The sequence below is a fragment of the Mastigocoleus sp. MO_188.B34 genome, from assembly GCF_030065675.1.
In the GTDB taxonomy this organism is placed as follows: Bacteria; Cyanobacteriota; Cyanobacteriia; order Cyanobacteriales; family Nostocaceae; genus Mastigocoleus.
The window spans coordinates 1-16,306 of record NZ_JASJDK010000148.1; the positions used below are offsets into that span (position 1 = coordinate 1).

At 40.5% G+C, this 16,306-nt stretch carries 15 protein-coding genes; 8 read left to right on the top strand and 7 right to left on the bottom strand.

The window, feature by feature from the left end:
* The 3 genes from QNJ50_RS24810 to QNJ50_RS24820 all read right to left on the bottom strand — a co-directional run.
* Window positions 1-866 (bottom strand): hypothetical protein (locus QNJ50_RS24810; RefSeq protein WP_300640920.1); only part of this gene is annotated, 866 nt, incomplete at its 3' end.
* Between the two features lie 518 nt (window positions 867-1,384).
* The gene (locus tag QNJ50_RS24815) at window positions 1,385-1,822 is read right to left on the bottom strand and encodes a nitrogen fixation protein (protein WP_300640922.1); all 438 of its coding nucleotides are present in this window, start codon (window positions 1,820-1,822) and stop codon (window positions 1,385-1,387) included.
* Window positions 1,823-1,865: 43 nt separating this feature from the next.
* Window positions 1,866-2,141, bottom strand: coding sequence for a hypothetical protein (locus tag QNJ50_RS24820; protein WP_300640924.1), 276 nt, complete (start codon window positions 2,139-2,141; stop codon window positions 1,866-1,868).
* Window positions 2,142-2,448: 307 nt separating this feature from the next.
* Here QNJ50_RS24820 and QNJ50_RS24825 point away from each other — a divergent pair, with 307 nt between their 5' ends.
* The 3 genes from QNJ50_RS24825 to QNJ50_RS24835 all read left to right on the top strand — a co-directional run bounded on the left by QNJ50_RS24825 (window position 2,449) and on the right by QNJ50_RS24835 (window position 3,800).
* Complete coding sequence (locus tag QNJ50_RS24825) at window positions 2,449-3,174, top strand: DUF6748 domain-containing protein (protein WP_300640926.1); 726 nt, start codon at window positions 2,449-2,451, stop codon at window positions 3,172-3,174.
* 111 nt (window positions 3,175-3,285) lie between these two features.
* Window positions 3,286-3,492: a response regulator gene (locus tag QNJ50_RS24830; protein ID WP_300640928.1), complete on the top strand. Its 207-nt coding sequence runs from the start codon at window positions 3,286-3,288 to the stop codon at window positions 3,490-3,492.
* A gap of 104 nt (window positions 3,493-3,596) precedes the next feature.
* Entirely contained in the window at window positions 3,597-3,800 is a 204-nt protein-coding gene (locus tag QNJ50_RS24835; RefSeq protein WP_300640948.1) for a hypothetical protein, read from the top strand.
* A 106-nt stretch (window positions 3,801-3,906) separates the two neighbouring features.
* Here QNJ50_RS24835 and QNJ50_RS24840 read toward each other — a convergent pair whose 3' ends face one another.
* From QNJ50_RS24840 to QNJ50_RS24850, 3 genes are read right to left on the bottom strand one after another with little or no spacing between them, the layout of a single operon-like run.
* Window positions 3,907-4,890, bottom strand: a complete 984-nt coding sequence (locus tag QNJ50_RS24840) for an MvdD family ATP-grasp ribosomal peptide maturase (RefSeq protein WP_300640930.1) — start codon at window positions 4,888-4,890, stop codon at window positions 3,907-3,909.
* Window positions 4,887-5,888 carry an MvdC family ATP-grasp ribosomal peptide maturase gene (locus QNJ50_RS24845; protein ID WP_300640932.1) on the bottom strand — a complete coding sequence of 334 codons (1,002 nt, stop codon included), beginning with the start codon at window positions 5,886-5,888 and terminating at the stop codon, window positions 4,887-4,889. The genes QNJ50_RS24840 and QNJ50_RS24845 overlap by 4 nt, the downstream gene beginning before the upstream one ends.
* Before the next feature lie 9 nt (window positions 5,889-5,897).
* The gene (locus QNJ50_RS24850; RefSeq protein ID WP_300640934.1) at window positions 5,898-6,218 is read right to left on the bottom strand and encodes a microviridin/marinostatin family tricyclic proteinase inhibitor; all 321 of its coding nucleotides are present in this window, start codon (window positions 6,216-6,218) and stop codon (window positions 5,898-5,900) included.
* A gap of 1,166 nt (window positions 6,219-7,384) precedes the next feature.
* Here QNJ50_RS24850 and QNJ50_RS24855 point away from each other — a divergent pair.
* The 5 genes from QNJ50_RS24855 (at window position 7,385) to QNJ50_RS24875 (ending at window position 14,942) form a co-directional block, all read left to right on the top strand.
* On the top strand, window positions 7,385-9,082 hold the full coding sequence (locus QNJ50_RS24855) for a CHASE3 domain-containing protein (protein ID WP_300640936.1): 1,698 nt from the start codon (window positions 7,385-7,387) through the stop codon (window positions 9,080-9,082).
* 23 nt (window positions 9,083-9,105) lie between these two features.
* Window positions 9,106-9,813, top strand: a complete 708-nt coding sequence (locus tag QNJ50_RS24860) for a chemotaxis protein CheW (protein WP_300640938.1) — start codon at window positions 9,106-9,108, stop codon at window positions 9,811-9,813.
* Complete coding sequence (locus QNJ50_RS24865) at window positions 9,810-12,203, top strand: hybrid sensor histidine kinase/response regulator (RefSeq protein ID WP_300640940.1); 2,394 nt, start codon at window positions 9,810-9,812, stop codon at window positions 12,201-12,203. The genes QNJ50_RS24860 and QNJ50_RS24865 overlap by 4 nt, the downstream gene beginning before the upstream one ends.
* Window positions 12,204-12,206: 3 nt before the next feature.
* Window positions 12,207-13,277, top strand: a complete 1,071-nt coding sequence (locus QNJ50_RS24870; RefSeq protein WP_300640942.1) for a chemotaxis response regulator protein-glutamate methylesterase — start codon at window positions 12,207-12,209, stop codon at window positions 13,275-13,277.
* A gap of 324 nt (window positions 13,278-13,601) precedes the next feature.
* Entirely contained in the window at window positions 13,602-14,942 is a 1,341-nt protein-coding gene (locus QNJ50_RS24875) for an ATP-binding protein (RefSeq protein WP_300640944.1), read from the top strand.
* Here the strand turns inward: QNJ50_RS24875 and QNJ50_RS24880 are convergent.
* Complete coding sequence (locus QNJ50_RS24880) at window positions 14,823-15,656, bottom strand: pentapeptide repeat-containing protein (RefSeq protein ID WP_300640946.1); 834 nt, start codon at window positions 15,654-15,656, stop codon at window positions 14,823-14,825. The genes QNJ50_RS24875 and QNJ50_RS24880 overlap by 120 nt on opposite strands.
* Window positions 15,657-16,306: the final 650 nt, after the last annotated feature.

Consider the following 16,306-nt stretch of genomic DNA (forward strand, 5'->3'; position numbering starts at 1 on the left):
CTATTTTTCAATTTTTGTGTTTTATATTTGAAGCGGTATTGCTCTGCTTTGAACGAAAAAGTGTCCTTCCAGCCGCTAAAAAATCTCTTAGCGTACAGAATTTCCGAATTGGTACATTCTCCCCTAAAACTAGAAGTTTCTGTATAAGTAGCAGAATCAGAAGTGGCAATAGCACTAATAGTATCTGCACCCTGACCAGTAGAAATTTTCCCTCCGATATTCCTAATACCAGTTGCAGTTATGGTTGCATTGGCTAAACTTTGAGCGATTGCTGTTGCAAAAGCTGTGAGATTATTAGAAACAGGTGCTTTGGAAATAGCCTGGACAATCGCTGTAGCATCTGAGGTTGCTGTAGCAACTGCTGCCACAGAAGCCGTTATTTCGCCATCAACGGTGTCACTACCCTGACCAGTAAGAATTTTGCCAGAGTTATTAATACCATTGGCAATTGCCTTGATATCGATCGCAGCGAAAGTTTGGCTGATTGCGGTCGTATTTAACCGATCAGCATAAGCTATAGCTTCAGATACAGTCTGTGTAATGGTAGCAATTTTTGCGGTTGCAGTACCCTTTACTACATCACGCCCTCTGTCTTTACTAATATTTCCCTTGTTGTTAATCCCATTGGCATAAACAGTAGCTTTACTACTAATATCAGCAGAGGCTATTATAGCGGTATTTTTGGCTTCTAGCCCGACAAAAACTCCCAAACCGAAATCACTATCAATAGAATTACTACCAATAATTTCATCAGCTCCTTTTAATGTATTGACATTAGAATATACGGGGTTAAAAATTCCACTATCTGAGTAGAATTTATCAATTCCGTTAGTAGGTTTAACTTTACTTAAGTTTAAGGGTGCCATGAAATTATACTGACTTAAAATTCAAGAAAATGAAAAATCTCCAACAGGAAAAAGGCGACAGTTGAAGAAAAGCGCAGCATTCCTTAGCCCACACCAAGGCATTTGGATGCACTACGTATAGAACGCATTTTAGCCCGCGCAGAGACGAACTAGTACTCCGCAACATAAATAACCCGCCAGTTTAGGCACAGTCCTGAAAGGACTGTGCCCCCTCCTAGAAAGACTTTTGGTTTACCCAATCGTTGCGCGTCGTGGCGCATCGTGGCGCATCGTGGCGCAGCCGCGCGTCTTCCATGCCGCGCGTCTTCCATGCCGCGCATCTTCCATGCAGCGCGTCTCCCTTAACTCAAAAAAATGGCGGGTTATTTCCGCTCCTCAGTACTAGTGAACATCGGTTTGACTATGCCGCGTCCAAAGGCGCATCAAAAAACATCCGCAGGATACGTGCAAAGGTTTTACCCAATACATCTTTAAGTCTAATGTCTTTCTATTAAAAGCTAGACCAACTCAATTAATTTTCAAGCACCAGTTGGTGTTGCCACTTCACGTATAAATTCAGAAGGGTTGTAGTTATCCGTAATGATTTGGGGACAACGTATACAAGCAGCCTTGCTTTCCTGTTGCCACCAACGACAATCTCTACGTATAGAACAAGGAGGTAGTTTATCTGTAACTGCAGGCATTTTCTCTAAGACTCGCATCACTAAACCACAATCCTTGCCGTTAAAATGCTGACAACCCGAATTTGCACAGGGCGCTGCCACTCGAAAAACTTCTGCAGGTGTAACCGGACTTACCTTTGCTATTAGTTCATCGGTCATAGGTTGTGGCTGTTTGAGATAAGCTACATGGGCTTGTTTTACAGTTCCACTAATTACACCAAAGACAACACTGTCTGCTAATTCTGGTCTTGCACTAGGGCAAAGGCTGGTCTCTTCTCTTACAAACTCTTCCATCTATTGAACCTCTAACAACTGGTAAATTCAAATAGTTAAAGGTTTATAATTTTGGTGGAAATTTGTAATCTGGTGTTACTATCATTCCAACTGCACATACTGGCAAGAAAGGTTGCTTATAATTATCTTTAATCTGAGTATCACAAATACTTACAGCATGTGCAAATCTTAAACCACCTGCAATGGTTGTTGCCTCTTCCTCAGATAGCACTGAAAAAGATGATTCTAAATCTACCTGGTTTCGTCGTGCAATTGCATTATTTACACACTCACCAATTAAGTCATTAATTTCAAATTGACTTGTATGCTTTTTGTCCATTTGAATTTCCCTCTTAGTTCATTTACGTTTAAAAATTGTGCAATATAATTGCATAATTTATTTATTCAAAGATAAATATAAGAAGGAATCTATTGGGAAACTGTGTTTTTGTCAAGTGAGCGATTTAAATCAAACTAGAAAAAATCAAAGTTTTGTAAAAAGTTATTGTTTTCTATCAAAAGGTATCCTAGATCTACGTATATCAAGATACAGCTAAATAGTGATCTCTAAAATACTCTCCGATTTTGGAGACAGAAAACCTCAAATCAAAAGCCTCTATAACTTTCAAGCAAAATTTAAACATATTATGAACAAAAAATTAATTTACTATAAATACCGACTCATTCTTCTATTAGGAACTTTTATTGCTAGTTTCGGTTTTTTAGCAAAGACCCATGCTCAAGACCTTGGGAAGACAGAAAAATTTCCCCAGTGGGGATATTACACAGTACGTCGAGATTTTCGCAAATGTGCTTCTCCTATCTGTGGAGGATTTTTCATCAAGCAGAATAACCTCAAAGCTACTCCTTGCCTCGATGGTATCTTTCGTGATCAATGCTATGTGTCTTCAATTGATTGGAGTGGTCTTAAATTAGGATTGGACGAGTTGTTAAAGCTCCAAAACCAGGATCCTAGTCGTCTACTCCTTAGAGGTTCCATAGTTCCAGTAGAATTTCCTGGAATCGGTGAATTTGGAGAATTGAAAGTTAAAGAAGCTTTTATCACTGCTACAGATACTCCAAGGAAAGGTACTTTTGTTGTTCTAAAAAACAATGGAATTGTCTGTGTTACTACCCCTTGCTTCTCCACAGATAAGTTTGTTTTGAATAAACCCAATAGTTCTCAAGTTTCATCAATTGATTTGAGTCAGACAGATGGAACAGCAGAACAAATTGAAGCAGCAAGAAAAGAAATTTTCGCTAAAGGTTTGATTGTTGTGGGTAGAATTAAGAACGTAGACGATTTGGATCCTACTAAGAGAGATATTAAATTTGTGGGTAAGCAATTTTATCTGAGAGTGGAACAGAAATAAACCAACGGCACCTTCCGGTAAACGGCTTGCGTTAGAGTTCTTCCATCACTTAGCGGCAGAGAAAAATTGAACTGACAACAAGCGAACCGAAAGAGAGCGAGAGCGATCACCATGAGAGTTGATGTACTCAAAAAAAGTCTTGCAGAACTGAACTATGCGATAAATGCTGTTCATGATGGGGAACAGGGATGGATTTATGGTTCTACCTACACATATGATTTAATTCTTTTAGACTGGTCTTTACCTAAGCTTGATGGTATTAGTCTTTGTCAGCGTTTTCGTGAAAATGACTATCATATGCCATTGGTGAGAACTTAAAGAAGAACGCCAAAAGTCAAGAGGTAATTTACAAAATATAATAAACAGCTAAAACGCTGATACAATGATAGATTTGGGCTTGGTGTCTGACTTACCCCAAACCAATGAGTAGCAAAAAAACCAACCGGGATCATGGCAAGAAGAAACATCATGCACTGATTGAGAGTGAAGCGATGGCATCTCATCTAAAAGCGCTTTACTGGGGTTTGTATCATTTTAATGTTACTTACAACAAAGGTAAAGCCACTGACCCAGTTCTATATTTTTCTGACCCAAACAATCAGGATCTAGGCTTTGTTTGGGCTTGATTTTTGTTCAAGTCCCGATAACTTTTTACAAAACTTTGATTTTTCTGGTTTTTAGCAATCAATATACCGGGGCTATTAGAAGAGAATTGTTCGAAACCGCAATTAATTAAATTACTTTTTGAGTTAATAAAAGTTTGGCAATTGCTTGAGAGATTGGTAAGCCGGGACAGTGTTCTAGCCAGAAGAACTCACCAACTGGGTTGACTTCCAGAAATACATACCGACCATCGGGTGTAAAAATAATATCAATTGCTCCATAATTTAAATTAAAGTAAGCCATCAGTTTTAAAAGCTTTTCTGAGATATCTTCTGGCAAATTGTAGGGTTGCCAAGCACTGAGTAAAGCCATACCTTGTCGCCGCCAATCGTAAGTAGCTTTCTGTAAAACTTGGGAATCAACCGCAGCAGCAAAAATACGTTTACCGACAATTGTCACTCTCAGTTCCAATGCTTTGGGCATGTTCTCCTGGAAAGTCATTGGGCAAAAGCGTAGTCCATCAAGGTTTTCTAAATCTTCAGTTGTAACTGGATTTGTAAAAACAACATGATCTCGCCCCTGGTGATCGTAAATTGCGAAGGAAGAAAGCATCTTGGTAATAATACCTTCTTCACCACATTCTTGGGCAAATTGCTTGACCACTTGGGGATTATTTGTAATTAGGGTGGGTGGAATATCAAGACCTACTTCTTGTGCAACTTGTAACTGCAGCTGCTTATTTTCTGCTCGCCGGATATTTACTACTGGGTCAAGATGAAATCCCTTTATACTAGCGATCACTCCTCCAATGGTTGCCCGAGATTCCTGAACAGAAGCTTGCCGTAGTTGTCGGTTCATAGTGCTTGGAATTTTCCCTCCAATCGCAATGCGACGATACCAAACTGCTGATACCCGATCTAAATCTAAGTTGTTTTCCCCACACTCAAGTATCAGCTGCTTACTTTTCTTGCCATAGTAAATATCTAGTGACAATTCCGTAGGAAATCTGTCTGTATCAAAGCGAAATGCTTTTCCTCCTTGAGCTTCTATTGCCTTTATCACTAGAGCAATGCTCTCGTTGTCTTGGCTATGAGTAATAATTAAAACAGTCATTCTTCCCTTCTAACCTTAGAAACAAGGGCATTAGCGATCGCTTGTGAAATCGGATAATCCAAATCTCGCTCCAGCATTCCCCACTCTCCTGTGGGATTAACTTCCAAAAAAACGTATTCTCCCGATGGTGTTTTAATCAAATCAAATGCTCCAAACACCAGCCCAAATTTTGCCATAAATGCTTTGAGACGAGTAGCAATTTTTAATGGAAGTTCATAGGTTTGCCACGGACAAGCTTCTGGACTCAGGCGTCGCCAGTCAACTGTAAATTCTGCATAAACAGAAGCATTTAGAGCCCCAACAAATAGATTCCCATCTACAAACACTACTCTTAATTCCAACTGCTTTGGTATTTGTTCTTGGAAAACCATTGGAGAATACTCAAGAGCCTGGGCTTTTTCTAAATCTTCTTCTTTAACTGCGCTGGTATAAAGAAAAAAAGGAGAACTTTCCATACCAAAGGAAAGAGGTGTCAGCAGTTTGGCAACCATTTTTTTGTCTACTGAGTGAAAAAACTCTCGTACCTCTTGTGGGTCGTTGGTAACGAGAGTCTGAGGAATGGTAAGACCAACTTCTGCTGCAATTCTTAGCTGGCGCAGCTTATTTTCTGCAATATTTATCCGTTGTAAATCATCTACCCAATGAGCTTCCCTAAGACTATCCAAAAAACCATTTAAAGCAGCCAGAGATTCTCTAATACAGGGTTTTTTAAATTTTGGAGCTAATTCCTTACCAAAATTGGGGTTAAAAATACGTCGCATCCAAACTGCTTGCACCTGCTCCCCACAAATCGAGCGTTCACCATATTTTAGTGTGTAAATACTCTCAGAGTTTCCCAAATTTGCTGCAATTTGCACCGACATTGGAAATTTATCCGTGTCCAGGCGAAATGTTTGGATACCGCGTTCCCATAAAGCTTGTGCAACTCTATCCACGGTAAAAAAATCACCGCTATGTGTGATTAATAAAACAATATTTTGATTGTGGGATAGATGCATAAGATAATCTCATTTAAAAGATTGGAAAAAGTCTGAAGGTAAATCATCGTCACCATCTGATGGATATTTCTGAGTTACAGCTTCATCAATATCTGATGGGTATTTCTGAGTTACAAATTCACCAGCATCTGATGGGTATTTCTTCGTCACCATTTGCTCACAAGGAATCTGTCCCCACTTATGATCTATTTTTAGTTGATTATAGCTATAGCCACCTCTGATTCCATTCATTTCCTCTTGGGACAAATCTTCAAGTGTTTGTCCTTCTAAATAGCGGGCAAAAAATGGTACCGCCTGTGAGTTCAAATCTTCCTGATTGCTCTCGGTCATAAATATACACTCCTTGACAAAATTTATTTCAACGATATTGGTTTTCAACTTGGACCTAAGCACCCCACGAGGGGAAGTCAAAACAGACCGCCCTTATGTCTACGACACGCTTTGCTAACAGCGTTAACGCAGTGACGCCTAAGCATAGTAAAAGTCAAAAGGGTTAAAAGCTATTAAACCCCTCGCAACGAATGAAACTAGTACATTTTTTTGGCTTTGGCTAAAACCTTTGCTATGTAAGGCTTTGAAAATGTGCTAGTTAGGAGATCTATCTGCGAAAATTGGAGTTTCAGCTTAAAAAAGCTCAAGAACAAATCTTTGTCATCATTACCAGCTATTTATCTGCAGATAATCACTGTAGGCTAACTTAGGGACTTAAGATTCTTAATACCAGTATTTACTCACAGATATTGAGTAATTGACACATTACACCCAATTATCATTTGAGCATACAGTCAAATGAAATACTAGAATAAACTTAAACAAAGTAAATAATATTCAATAGAATATTTTTCTACGTTTAGTAGAATAATATTTATATTTTGTTTCCGAAACTCAACCTATGACACTTGGCAAAATGTCTACTATTTCTGGGAAATAAGGGGCTTCAGTATTGAAAATTATCCCCTACCGAAAACTTGGACAAAACTGCCCAGCCTATCTCCTTACGGAGACGCTACGCTAATGCGGCGCGGGGGTTTAACGCATTGAAAAAATGAGTTATTTGTATAAAATACCCCCGCGCCGCAAGCCAAAACTAGTGGAAATACAGGGTAACTTTGGGTAAGGCTGGGCAGTTTTGTCTATATTTTATTGAACCCCGTGAGGTCAAATAAAATTGTAGATATTATTCATTTTTTGGGAATTATAAATATACATTAAGTAGGCCGGCGGGAAAAAACCGTGAGGACGCGCCTGTGGCGTTCACGGTTTTTTAATGCCCATGTACTTAGGCATCATTCTAGACTAGTTTGGTTTCCTGACGCTATCACTAATACACCCTACTGTTGTAGCACAGCTAAAAAATGTGTGAAATTCTTTTGGGATGGGCTTCTAGCCCGCACCACAATCAAATCTATTCCATCACTTTAGGCGTGTCTAGATACTACATATTAAAAAATAAAATATAAGTCTTACAAAATAAATTTAAACACTAGAATAAGCATATGAAACAAGGAACGCAAACAACAAAAATTAACCAGCTAGTCCTGGGTGGTTTTGGAGTAATTATTATCCTCACAGGAATTACCAATTTTGTATCTAAGTCACTGAATGATTCTCTCTCAAAAGCTAATGATTGGATTATACATACTAATAATGTTACAGCAAGTTTAATAAGTATCAAAAATATTTTGATTGATGCAGAAACAGGTCAAAGGGGATTTATAATTACAAATAGAGAAAGATATTTACAACCTTATATTCAGGCGAAACAAGACATTTCGGAAGCTATTAAAACATCTAAAGAAAAAATCAGTGATAATCCCGAACAAGTAAATAGACTGAGTAAGATAGCAGACCTTGCCGATAAAAAAATTGAGGAACTAGCAGAAACAATCGCTTTGAAAAAAGCAGGAAAAGAACAAGAAACTTTGTCTTTAATTCTTTCTGATAAAGGCCAAAAATTTATGGAAGAAATCAGGCAAGGAATTGATGAAATGCTGCAAATAGAAAAAAAATTACTAGAGCAGCGAACAAAGAAAGCCGAACAAATTCATAATATTGCTAACTTTGTTTATTGGGCAAGTGTTTTGTGCATAAGTATTGTTGCAATTATCGTATCATTTTTGATTATTGTTGTCCTCAACCGCTCTTTGAATCTTTCCTTACAAAGCGCGTTTAATTTTACAGAGAAAATTGCTGCGGGTGATTTAACAAATAAGTTGGATGTCTACTCAAATGATGTGATTGGTAAGTTCATGACTGCACTCAAAAATATGAGCCACAGTCTAAACATGCTCATTTACAAGGTACAACGGTCAGGTATTCAAGTCACCTCTTCTAGCACCCAGATAGCGGCTTCTGGTAAACAATTAGAAGCAACCATCACCGAACAAGTAGCTGCCACTAACGAAGTTGCTGCTGCTGCCAAGGAAATCTCTGCCACCTCCACGCAACTGGTAAAAACAATGGAGGAAGTCGCAGAAATGTCCCAAATGACGGCAAAAGCAGCTACTGAGAACCAAAAAGACTTATTGCAGATGGAAACAACCATGGAGCAGCTGACAGAAGCTACCAACTCCATTGCTGCCAGACTGGGGGTTATTAGCGAAAAAGCAAACAATATTAATAATATTGTTGTCACCATTACTAAGGTGGCAGACCAAACCAATTTGCTATCTTTAAATGCCGCTATTGAAGCAGAAAAAGCCGGAGAATATGGCTTGGGATTTGCTGTGGTTGCTCGAGAAATTCGCCGACTGGCAGACCAAACCGCAGTTGCCACTCTAGATATTGAGCAAATGGTCAAGCAGATGCAGTCTTCAGTGTCCACAGGAGTAATGGAGATGGATAAATTTGCTACCGAGGTGGGACAGAGTGTGGAAGATGTTGCCCGCATCAGTACTCAAACCACACAAATTATCGAACAGGTACAACAGTTAACACCGCGATTTGAAGAGGTTAACCAAGGTATGGAAACCCAGTCCCAGGGAGCGCAGCAAATTAGTGAAGCGATGAGCCAACTAAGCAATACCTCGATGCAAACAGCAGATTCCCTACGGGATATTAATCATGCCATCGCCCAACTGAATCAAGTCTCCCAAGGACTGAGCCAAGAAATTTCCCGCTTTAAGTTGAAGACAGAAGATTTTACACCCCATTACACTGAAAGTAATCAAACAATTTCACCAGGGATAGCGTAATTTTTGATTCGTGATTTGTAAATATGAGCACCATCAATGCCCCATCAAATATTGAACATTGCTGGAACGTAATTGGCGTTACGGGCGATCGCTCGTGTCCGGAATTATCTACACATATCCACTGTCGGAATTGCCCCGTACACTCTAGTGCGGGACGGGATTTACTAGAGCGTTCCCCTTCTGAAAATTATCGCCATGAGTGGACAGAATTATTTGCCCAAACAGGGGTAGGGAAGCATATCGATTCCAACACCTTACCTACTAACGAAACCCTGACGGTGATGATTTTTCGTTTGCAACAGGAATGGCTGGCACTTGCCGCTCAAGTTTTCCAAGAAACAACTCCACTAAGTGTAGTTCATACCATACCCCATCGCAGCAATCAAATCCTGCGGGGATTGGTGAATATCCGAGGGGAATTGCATTTGTGTATCTCGTTAAGCCACCTCTTAAATCTCCAAGTTACTGATATTACTGCTCAATCAATCAGTCCAGTGGTGTATTCACGGATGCTAGTGATGGAAAAGGCTGGTAACACTTGGGTGTTTGGGGTGGATGAAATTTACGGAATACACCGATTTCATCACAATGAATTACGAGATCCTCCTAAAAACATGGCGCGAGCAAACCAAACTTATAGCAAGGGATTCTTCCACTGGCATTCGCGCATTGTGAGCTATTTGGATGATGAACTATTATTTACAACCCTGGCGAAAAAGGTATTGCCATGAGTTCAGAGACAAATTTAACTAATCTCTCCTTGCTGGAATTATTCAACATGGAAGTGAAAACCCAAGTTGCCCTGTTGAATAATAATCTGTTGGCACTGGAAAATAAACCCGAACCAACTGAAGAATTGACGGCTTTGATGCGAGCAGCCCATTCTATTAAGGGAGCTGCAAAAATTGTCCAAGTGGATGCTGCTGTTTCCCTCGCTCACGTCATGGAAGACTACTTCGTTGCAGTTCAGGAGGGAACAATTACCTTAAATGCGGCTGATGTGGATGTGTTATTGCAAGCAGTAGATATACTCTTGCAAATTGCGGATGATTGTGTGAATCAACCAGAAGTACAATTTGCTGAAGATGAGAGAATCACATCCTTGGTGAAAGCGATTGCTGAGAACGCGCGGATGCGTTCGGCTTGCCGCGTTAAAACGCAGATGCCCTCCAATTTGGGGAATGAAGAAGTAGGAAATGAGGATATGTGGACACGAGGACAAAAAAAATTAGAATTTCCCATTCCCCCCTCTCCCCCACTCTCCCAATCCCCGGCTCCAGAACAACCAACCATCACCCAAAACCGCGTAGTCCGAGTTGGTGCTGATAATCTCAATCGCTTGATGGGTTTAGCGGGGGAGTCTTTAGTAGAGGCAAAATGGTTAGAACCATTTGCTGATTCTTTGCTGGAATTAAAACACCGTCAGACGGATTTATTCAGTCTGTTGGAGAATTTACAGGATTTGCTGAGGAACAGCCACCTGGATCGGCACATTCAGGAGCAGTTAAGTGTGGCTCATCAAACAGCTAATGAATGTCGCCAGATATTGAGCGATCGCCATAACGAACTGGAAATTTTTTCCCAGCGTTCTGCTAACCTGGCTGAACGTTTGTATCGACAAGCGATCGCTACTCATATGCGTCCCTTTGCTGATGCTGGCTGGGAATTTCCCCGTTTGGTGCGGGATTTAGCCAGACAATTGGGTAAACGGGTGAATTTGGAAATTGTGGGTAAGTCTACTCTGGTAGACCGAGATATCTTAGAACGGTTGAAGGCTCCCCTCACCCATATTTTGCGGAATGCCATAGATCATGGCATAGAATCTCCCCAGGAGCGTCTAGCTGCGGGGAAAGCGGAAGCCGGAAATATTTGCCTGGAAGTTACCCACCGCGCTGGAATGTTGTTGATTACCGTTACAGATGATGGTAGAGGCATAGATTTAGAGTTTTTGCGTCAAGAGGTTGTGAGAAAACAACTAACTCATAGGGATATGGCGACTCATCTCACGGAAGCGGAGTTGATGCAGTTTCTCTTTTTGCCCGGATTTTCAACAGCGACAGCTGTTACGGAAATTTCCGGGCGTGGGGTGGGGTTAGATGTAGCTTATAGTACTCTGCGAGAGATTGGCGGTAGTTTGCGGGCAGTCTCTAAACCCGGACAGGGAATGACATTTTCCTTGCAATTACCCCTAACTCTATCCGTAATTAGAACCTTGCTGGCGGAAATTTCCGGAGAACCCTATGCTTTTGGTCTATCGCGGATTGAAAGGGTGGTGATGCTGTCTAAGTCCGATATCTTTTTATCAGAAAATCAGCATTTTTTTATACTGGATGATTGCCCAGTTTTATTAATATCAGGGCATCAAGTATTGGATTTACCGTCACCTGTTGAGAATTTAGAATTACTACCAGTCATCGTCATCAGCGATCGCTCTAGCAGTCATTCCCCAACTAGGGGGGATACTCAGCTTCAGGAAGCAAACCCAAATTTCCGGGTTGATATGAATAATCACCCCAGCCATTATGGATTGATAGTAGATAAATTTCTTGGTGAGTGCAGTTTAGTTGTCAGACCATTAGATCCCCGACTGGGGAAAGTACCTAACATTAGTGCTGCTGCTCTCATGGAAGATGGCTCTCCATTACTAATTGTAGATGTGGAGGATCTCGTGGGTTCTATTGCTAAGGTGCTGGCGAGTGGGCAAATTAGTCAACTCAATCAGTCTACCCAGCAGAATGCTAACAAAACATACAAACATGTCCTAGTAGTCGATGACTCCATTACCGTGCGCGAAATGGAGCGCAAACTCTTGGAAAATAATGGTTATCAAGTGGATGTAGCGGTAAACGGCATGGATGGCTGGAATGCAGTCTGTAGTGGTAATTACAACTTGGTAATTACAGATATTGATATGCCCCGCATGAATGGCTTTCAACTGACAAGCCATATGAAAACCCATAGCGAGTTAAAGCATATACCCGTAATTATTGTTTCCTACAAAGACCGAGAAGAAGACCGGTTACAAGGGCTAAAAGCGGGTGCTGACTACTACCTAACTAAAAGTAGCTTTCATGATGACACCCTCATGGAAGCCGTAATTGACCTAGTTGGCGAGGCTTAAACTGTGAGAATTGCCATTGTTAACGATGTCTTGATGGTAGTAGAAGTTCTGAGGCGTATTGTAGCTAATATATCAGGTTGTGAGTTGGCGTGGGTTGCCTACGATGGTGTGGAAGCGGTAAGTACCTGTACTTTGGATACTCCTGACTTGATTTTGATGGATGTGGTGATGCCGAGAATGGACGGAGTTGAAGCTACCCGGCAAATCATGAAACAGTCTCCCTGTGCCATTCTCATGGTTACTGCTAGCATCAATAAATACGCAGCCAAGGTTTTTGAAGCAATGGGTTATGGAGCCTTGGATGCCGTCAATACACCAATATTATCCGGTCAACAGGAGGATGGTAGTACCGGGCTGCTAAATAAAATTGCGATCATTGCCAGACTGATTGGTAAATCATCTCGCCAGCGATCGCAACTCACCACACCACCTGCAAATTCTCCCCCAGTAAACCAACTCCCACCATTAATCGCCATTGGAGCTTCTACTGGGGGTCCCCAGGCATTGACAACTATTCTCTGCCAATTTCCCAGAAATATTAATGCTGCTGTGGTGATTATCCAGCATATTGATGCGGATTTTGCTCCTGGTTTTGCTACTTGGTTAAACCAGCAAGTTTCCATACCCGTGCAGCTTGTCACACCGGGCTGTTTGTTAGAACCTGGTAAGGTTCTGGTTGCAGGTACAAATCATCATCTGGTAATCCGTCCTGACTTGAGTCTGGCTTATGAGAAGCAACCCCTTGATTCCGTCTACCGTCCATCCATTGATGTTTTCTTTCAAAGCTTGGCTAGCTATTGGTGGGGAGAAGGGGTTGGGGTGCTACTTACAGGTATGGGGCGAGATGGAGCCGCAGGCTTAAAGCAAATGCGCTCAAGAGGTTGGCATACAATTGCTCAAAATCAGGAGACTTCCATTGTTTATGGTATGCCCAAAGCAGCAGTTGAGTTAGAAGCCGCTGTGGAGGTTCTATCTATTGAGGCCATCGCCTCTCAAATTATCAGACATTCCCAATTTACCCCTTGGAAAAACCTGCTCAAATCTGCCCAGCCTTGGAAGACGCGCGGCAGCTAGCGTAGCGTGCCGTAGGCATTGCGCCACAAGCCAAAAATAGTGGTTTTACTGAGTAGATTTGAGTGTAGAACTGTCCCTTAGATATTGCCCAGCCTTCCAACAAAACGATTACGACTTAACTCAAAACAGATCAATCAACAAAGGCTGGGCAATATCTTGGCGGGAATCCTGTAAGGCTGGGCAGATTTGAGTAATTTTTATGAAACCCCTTAACCAATAGCAGATAAACAATCCAATGACATGCAATCCCTAACTATAGAAGCTCGTACCAAATACTTGCTCATTCAAAAAATATCCCAAATCAATATTAGGAGATGCTTGATCATGTTCCAATCAAAAGCAGTCTCCCATCCGGCAGAAGTGACTGTCTCAAATCATAGTATTGACTCACAATCCCTGCAAAAAAAACCATTAGAAAACCCCATTATAGAAACTTCTCACACAAATCTAGTCACAGTTGTGCTGATTGACGATCAACCATTCATTGGCGAAGCAGTACGTCGCATTCTAGAAACCGAAACAGATATTGCTTTTAACTACATCAGCGATCCTACCCAAGCAATTCAGAGGGCGATCGCACTTGCTCCCACAGTCATCCTTCTCGATATGGTAATGCCAGAAGTAGATGGATTGATGCTGCTGCGTTGGCTTCGCTCTCATCCTGCCACTTGTGATGTTCCCATAATTATGTTATCCAACAAAGAAGAAGCAAAACTAAAAGCGCGAACATTCACCGAGGGGGCAAATGACTACCTAATTAAGTTACCCGACGCAGTTGAGTTAATTGCCCGTATCCGTTACCACTCCAGGGCATACAATAACTTTAAAGCACTTAATCAAGCAGCCGCTACAGCCCAACTCCAAGTCCAACTAATTCAAACCGAGAAAATGTCAAGCTTGAGACGGATGGTTGCAGGAGTGGCACATGAAGTTAATAACCCTGTGAATTTTATTCATGGGAATTTAAATCACTTGCATAACCATGTTGAATCTATATTAAATTTAATCAAACTCTATCAACAAGAATATCCACAGCCAACCCCTGTAATTCAAGAAGAGGCTCAAAACATTAACTTTGATTTTATTATTGAAGATTTATCTAAAATAGTTTCTTCAATGAAATTGGGAACCGAACGCATTCGCGATATTGTTAAGTCTTTGCGTAATTTTTCTCGATTAGATGAAGCTGACAAGAAACTTGTGAGTATTGATGATGGCATTGAAAGTACGCTTTTAATTTTGAGTCCCCGTCTCAAATCTGGAATTAAAATTATTAAAGAATATGGAGATTTACCTTTAATTGAATGCTATCCAGCAAAACTCAATCAAGTATTCATGAATATTATTAGCAATGCCATTGATGTTTTATTAGACAATCCAGAACAAACTGAAAAAATAATTATAATTAAAACTATAAAAACTGACGATCAGAAAGTAAATATAAGAATCCAAGACAATGGCTGCGGAATGAATGCAGAAATTAAGGGCAAAATCTTCGATCCTTTCTTTACAACTAAGCCCGTCAATCAAGGAACGGGGTTAGGATTAACCATTAGTTATCAAATTATTAAAAAACATCGGGGTAAGATTGAGGTAAAATCTGAATATGGGTATGGAACAGAATTTATAATTGAAATCCCCATCACACTCAATAATCTTCGATGATAGGCAATAGGGGTTCAATAAAATATAACCAACGAAGGGCGGCCACAAGATTGTAAGACCCCAGTCGTAATAAACCAAATCATTATTAAACAGTAGTGCTGGTGCTAATATATTTATTCCAAGTATCCCAAAAACAATCGATTTTGAGAGTTTATGTCGTTTAGTGGGTAGATCTAAAGTTAAGACCGAAATCCAAGCACCTAAAAATGTCCAAATAATCTCTGTTATGACAGCAGTTACCAGGGCTTCTCCTGCAACTATTGTCGTCCCTGTAATCACAATCCCACCTGCAACAATCATGGTTATGATTGCGACTAACACCGCTTTAAACTGATGTGATTGTCGCCTTTTAACAACAAACCAGACATTGAGTACGGCAAAGAGAGTAACCCCAGGGACGCTCAAGTAGGCTTTGATAAACTGTGTATTTATGCTCAAAAGACTGTGACCTGAAAAGGTTATCATGGACGTCAACGTCATTAAAACACCCAGGATAAAGCTTAAGAATCCTAAATGTGAAAAGGCATAAGCGATCGCCCTTCTTGGTGTAAAGGGCAATAGACCGATCCTGGCTTGGCTAAAATTGGCACCTACCAACGTGGCATTACTGAAATCAGCACCACGAAGATCACAAAGACTGAAGTCTGCTCCTGTTAAGTTTTGACCTGCAAAAGATTGACCACGAAGATCCTGACCAGAGAAATTTTGCGACATCTCGATCTCCTTAGGAGGCTCGAAAAAATAACTTCCCAATAATTTTTCTTGCTCTGGGCTATTACTTAGCCTTCACTATTAAAAACTTAGGAAATTATTTATGCGAGTGTCCTTACTTGAGGTTGGTCTAATTTTGTTGGCTTAGCGTTTGTTAAGAACGGGAGTAAAATCGAATAGGGAAAATAAACCAGTTTCGCTTTTTGAGGCTCATTCCTAAAAGTTTGTAGTTTATTAAATTTATCTTAGGGAAAAAATTGAGAGATTTGTGAGGAGTTACATTTAATCTCTGTTCACACCATTGGGTGCGTCAAAATTATCCCTGGCAAGATACAAGCAAACGATCTACATTCATTCTTAAAATCAATTATTTATACTTTTAATCATTCCTTAAACTTACGCTACAAATGACTTGATTTAAATCTTACAATCACATCAATTTCAAGCTTTGCAACGGCGATCAAAGTATTTCAAAAGCACTACGCGTTGTGAAGGTTCAGCAGTAGCAGAAGCTGTTGCTAAACAGGGGAGAATGTACCAATTCGGAAATTCTGTACGCTAAGAGATTTTTTAGCGGCTGGAAGGACACTTTTTCGTTCAAAGCAGAGCAATACCGCTTCAAATATAAAACACAAAAATTGAAAAATAGATTT

Bases quoted from the DNA above. Each gene is read 5' to 3' on its own strand.
- QNJ50_RS24815 (WP_300640922.1), bottom strand. From the start codon at position 1,822: ATGGAAGAGTTTGTAAGAGAAGAGACCAGCCTTTGCCCTAGTGCAAGA.
- QNJ50_RS24820 (WP_300640924.1), bottom strand. From the start codon at position 2,141: ATGGACAAAAAGCATACAAGTCAATTTGAAATTAATGACTTAATTGGT.
- QNJ50_RS24825 (WP_300640926.1), top strand. From the start codon at position 2,449: ATGAACAAAAAATTAATTTACTATAAATACCGACTCATTCTTCTATTA.
- QNJ50_RS24830 (WP_300640928.1), top strand. From the start codon at position 3,286: ATGAGAGTTGATGTACTCAAAAAAAGTCTTGCAGAACTGAACTATGCG.
- QNJ50_RS24835 (WP_300640948.1), top strand. From the start codon at position 3,597: ATGAGTAGCAAAAAAACCAACCGGGATCATGGCAAGAAGAAACATCAT.
- QNJ50_RS24840 (WP_300640930.1), bottom strand. From the start codon at position 4,890: ATGACTGTTTTAATTATTACTCATAGCCAAGACAACGAGAGCATTGCT.
- QNJ50_RS24845 (WP_300640932.1), bottom strand. From the start codon at position 5,888: ATGCATCTATCCCACAATCAAAATATTGTTTTATTAATCACACATAGC.
- QNJ50_RS24850 (WP_300640934.1), bottom strand. From the start codon at position 6,218: ATGACCGAGAGCAATCAGGAAGATTTGAACTCACAGGCGGTACCATTT.
- QNJ50_RS24855 (WP_300640936.1), top strand. From the start codon at position 7,385: ATGAAACAAGGAACGCAAACAACAAAAATTAACCAGCTAGTCCTGGGT.
- QNJ50_RS24860 (WP_300640938.1), top strand. From the start codon at position 9,106: ATGAGCACCATCAATGCCCCATCAAATATTGAACATTGCTGGAACGTA.
- QNJ50_RS24865 (WP_300640940.1), top strand. From the start codon at position 9,810: ATGAGTTCAGAGACAAATTTAACTAATCTCTCCTTGCTGGAATTATTC.
- QNJ50_RS24875 (WP_300640944.1), top strand. From the start codon at position 13,602: ATGTTCCAATCAAAAGCAGTCTCCCATCCGGCAGAAGTGACTGTCTCA.
- QNJ50_RS24880 (WP_300640946.1), bottom strand. From the start codon at position 15,656: ATGTCGCAAAATTTCTCTGGTCAGGATCTTCGTGGTCAATCTTTTGCA.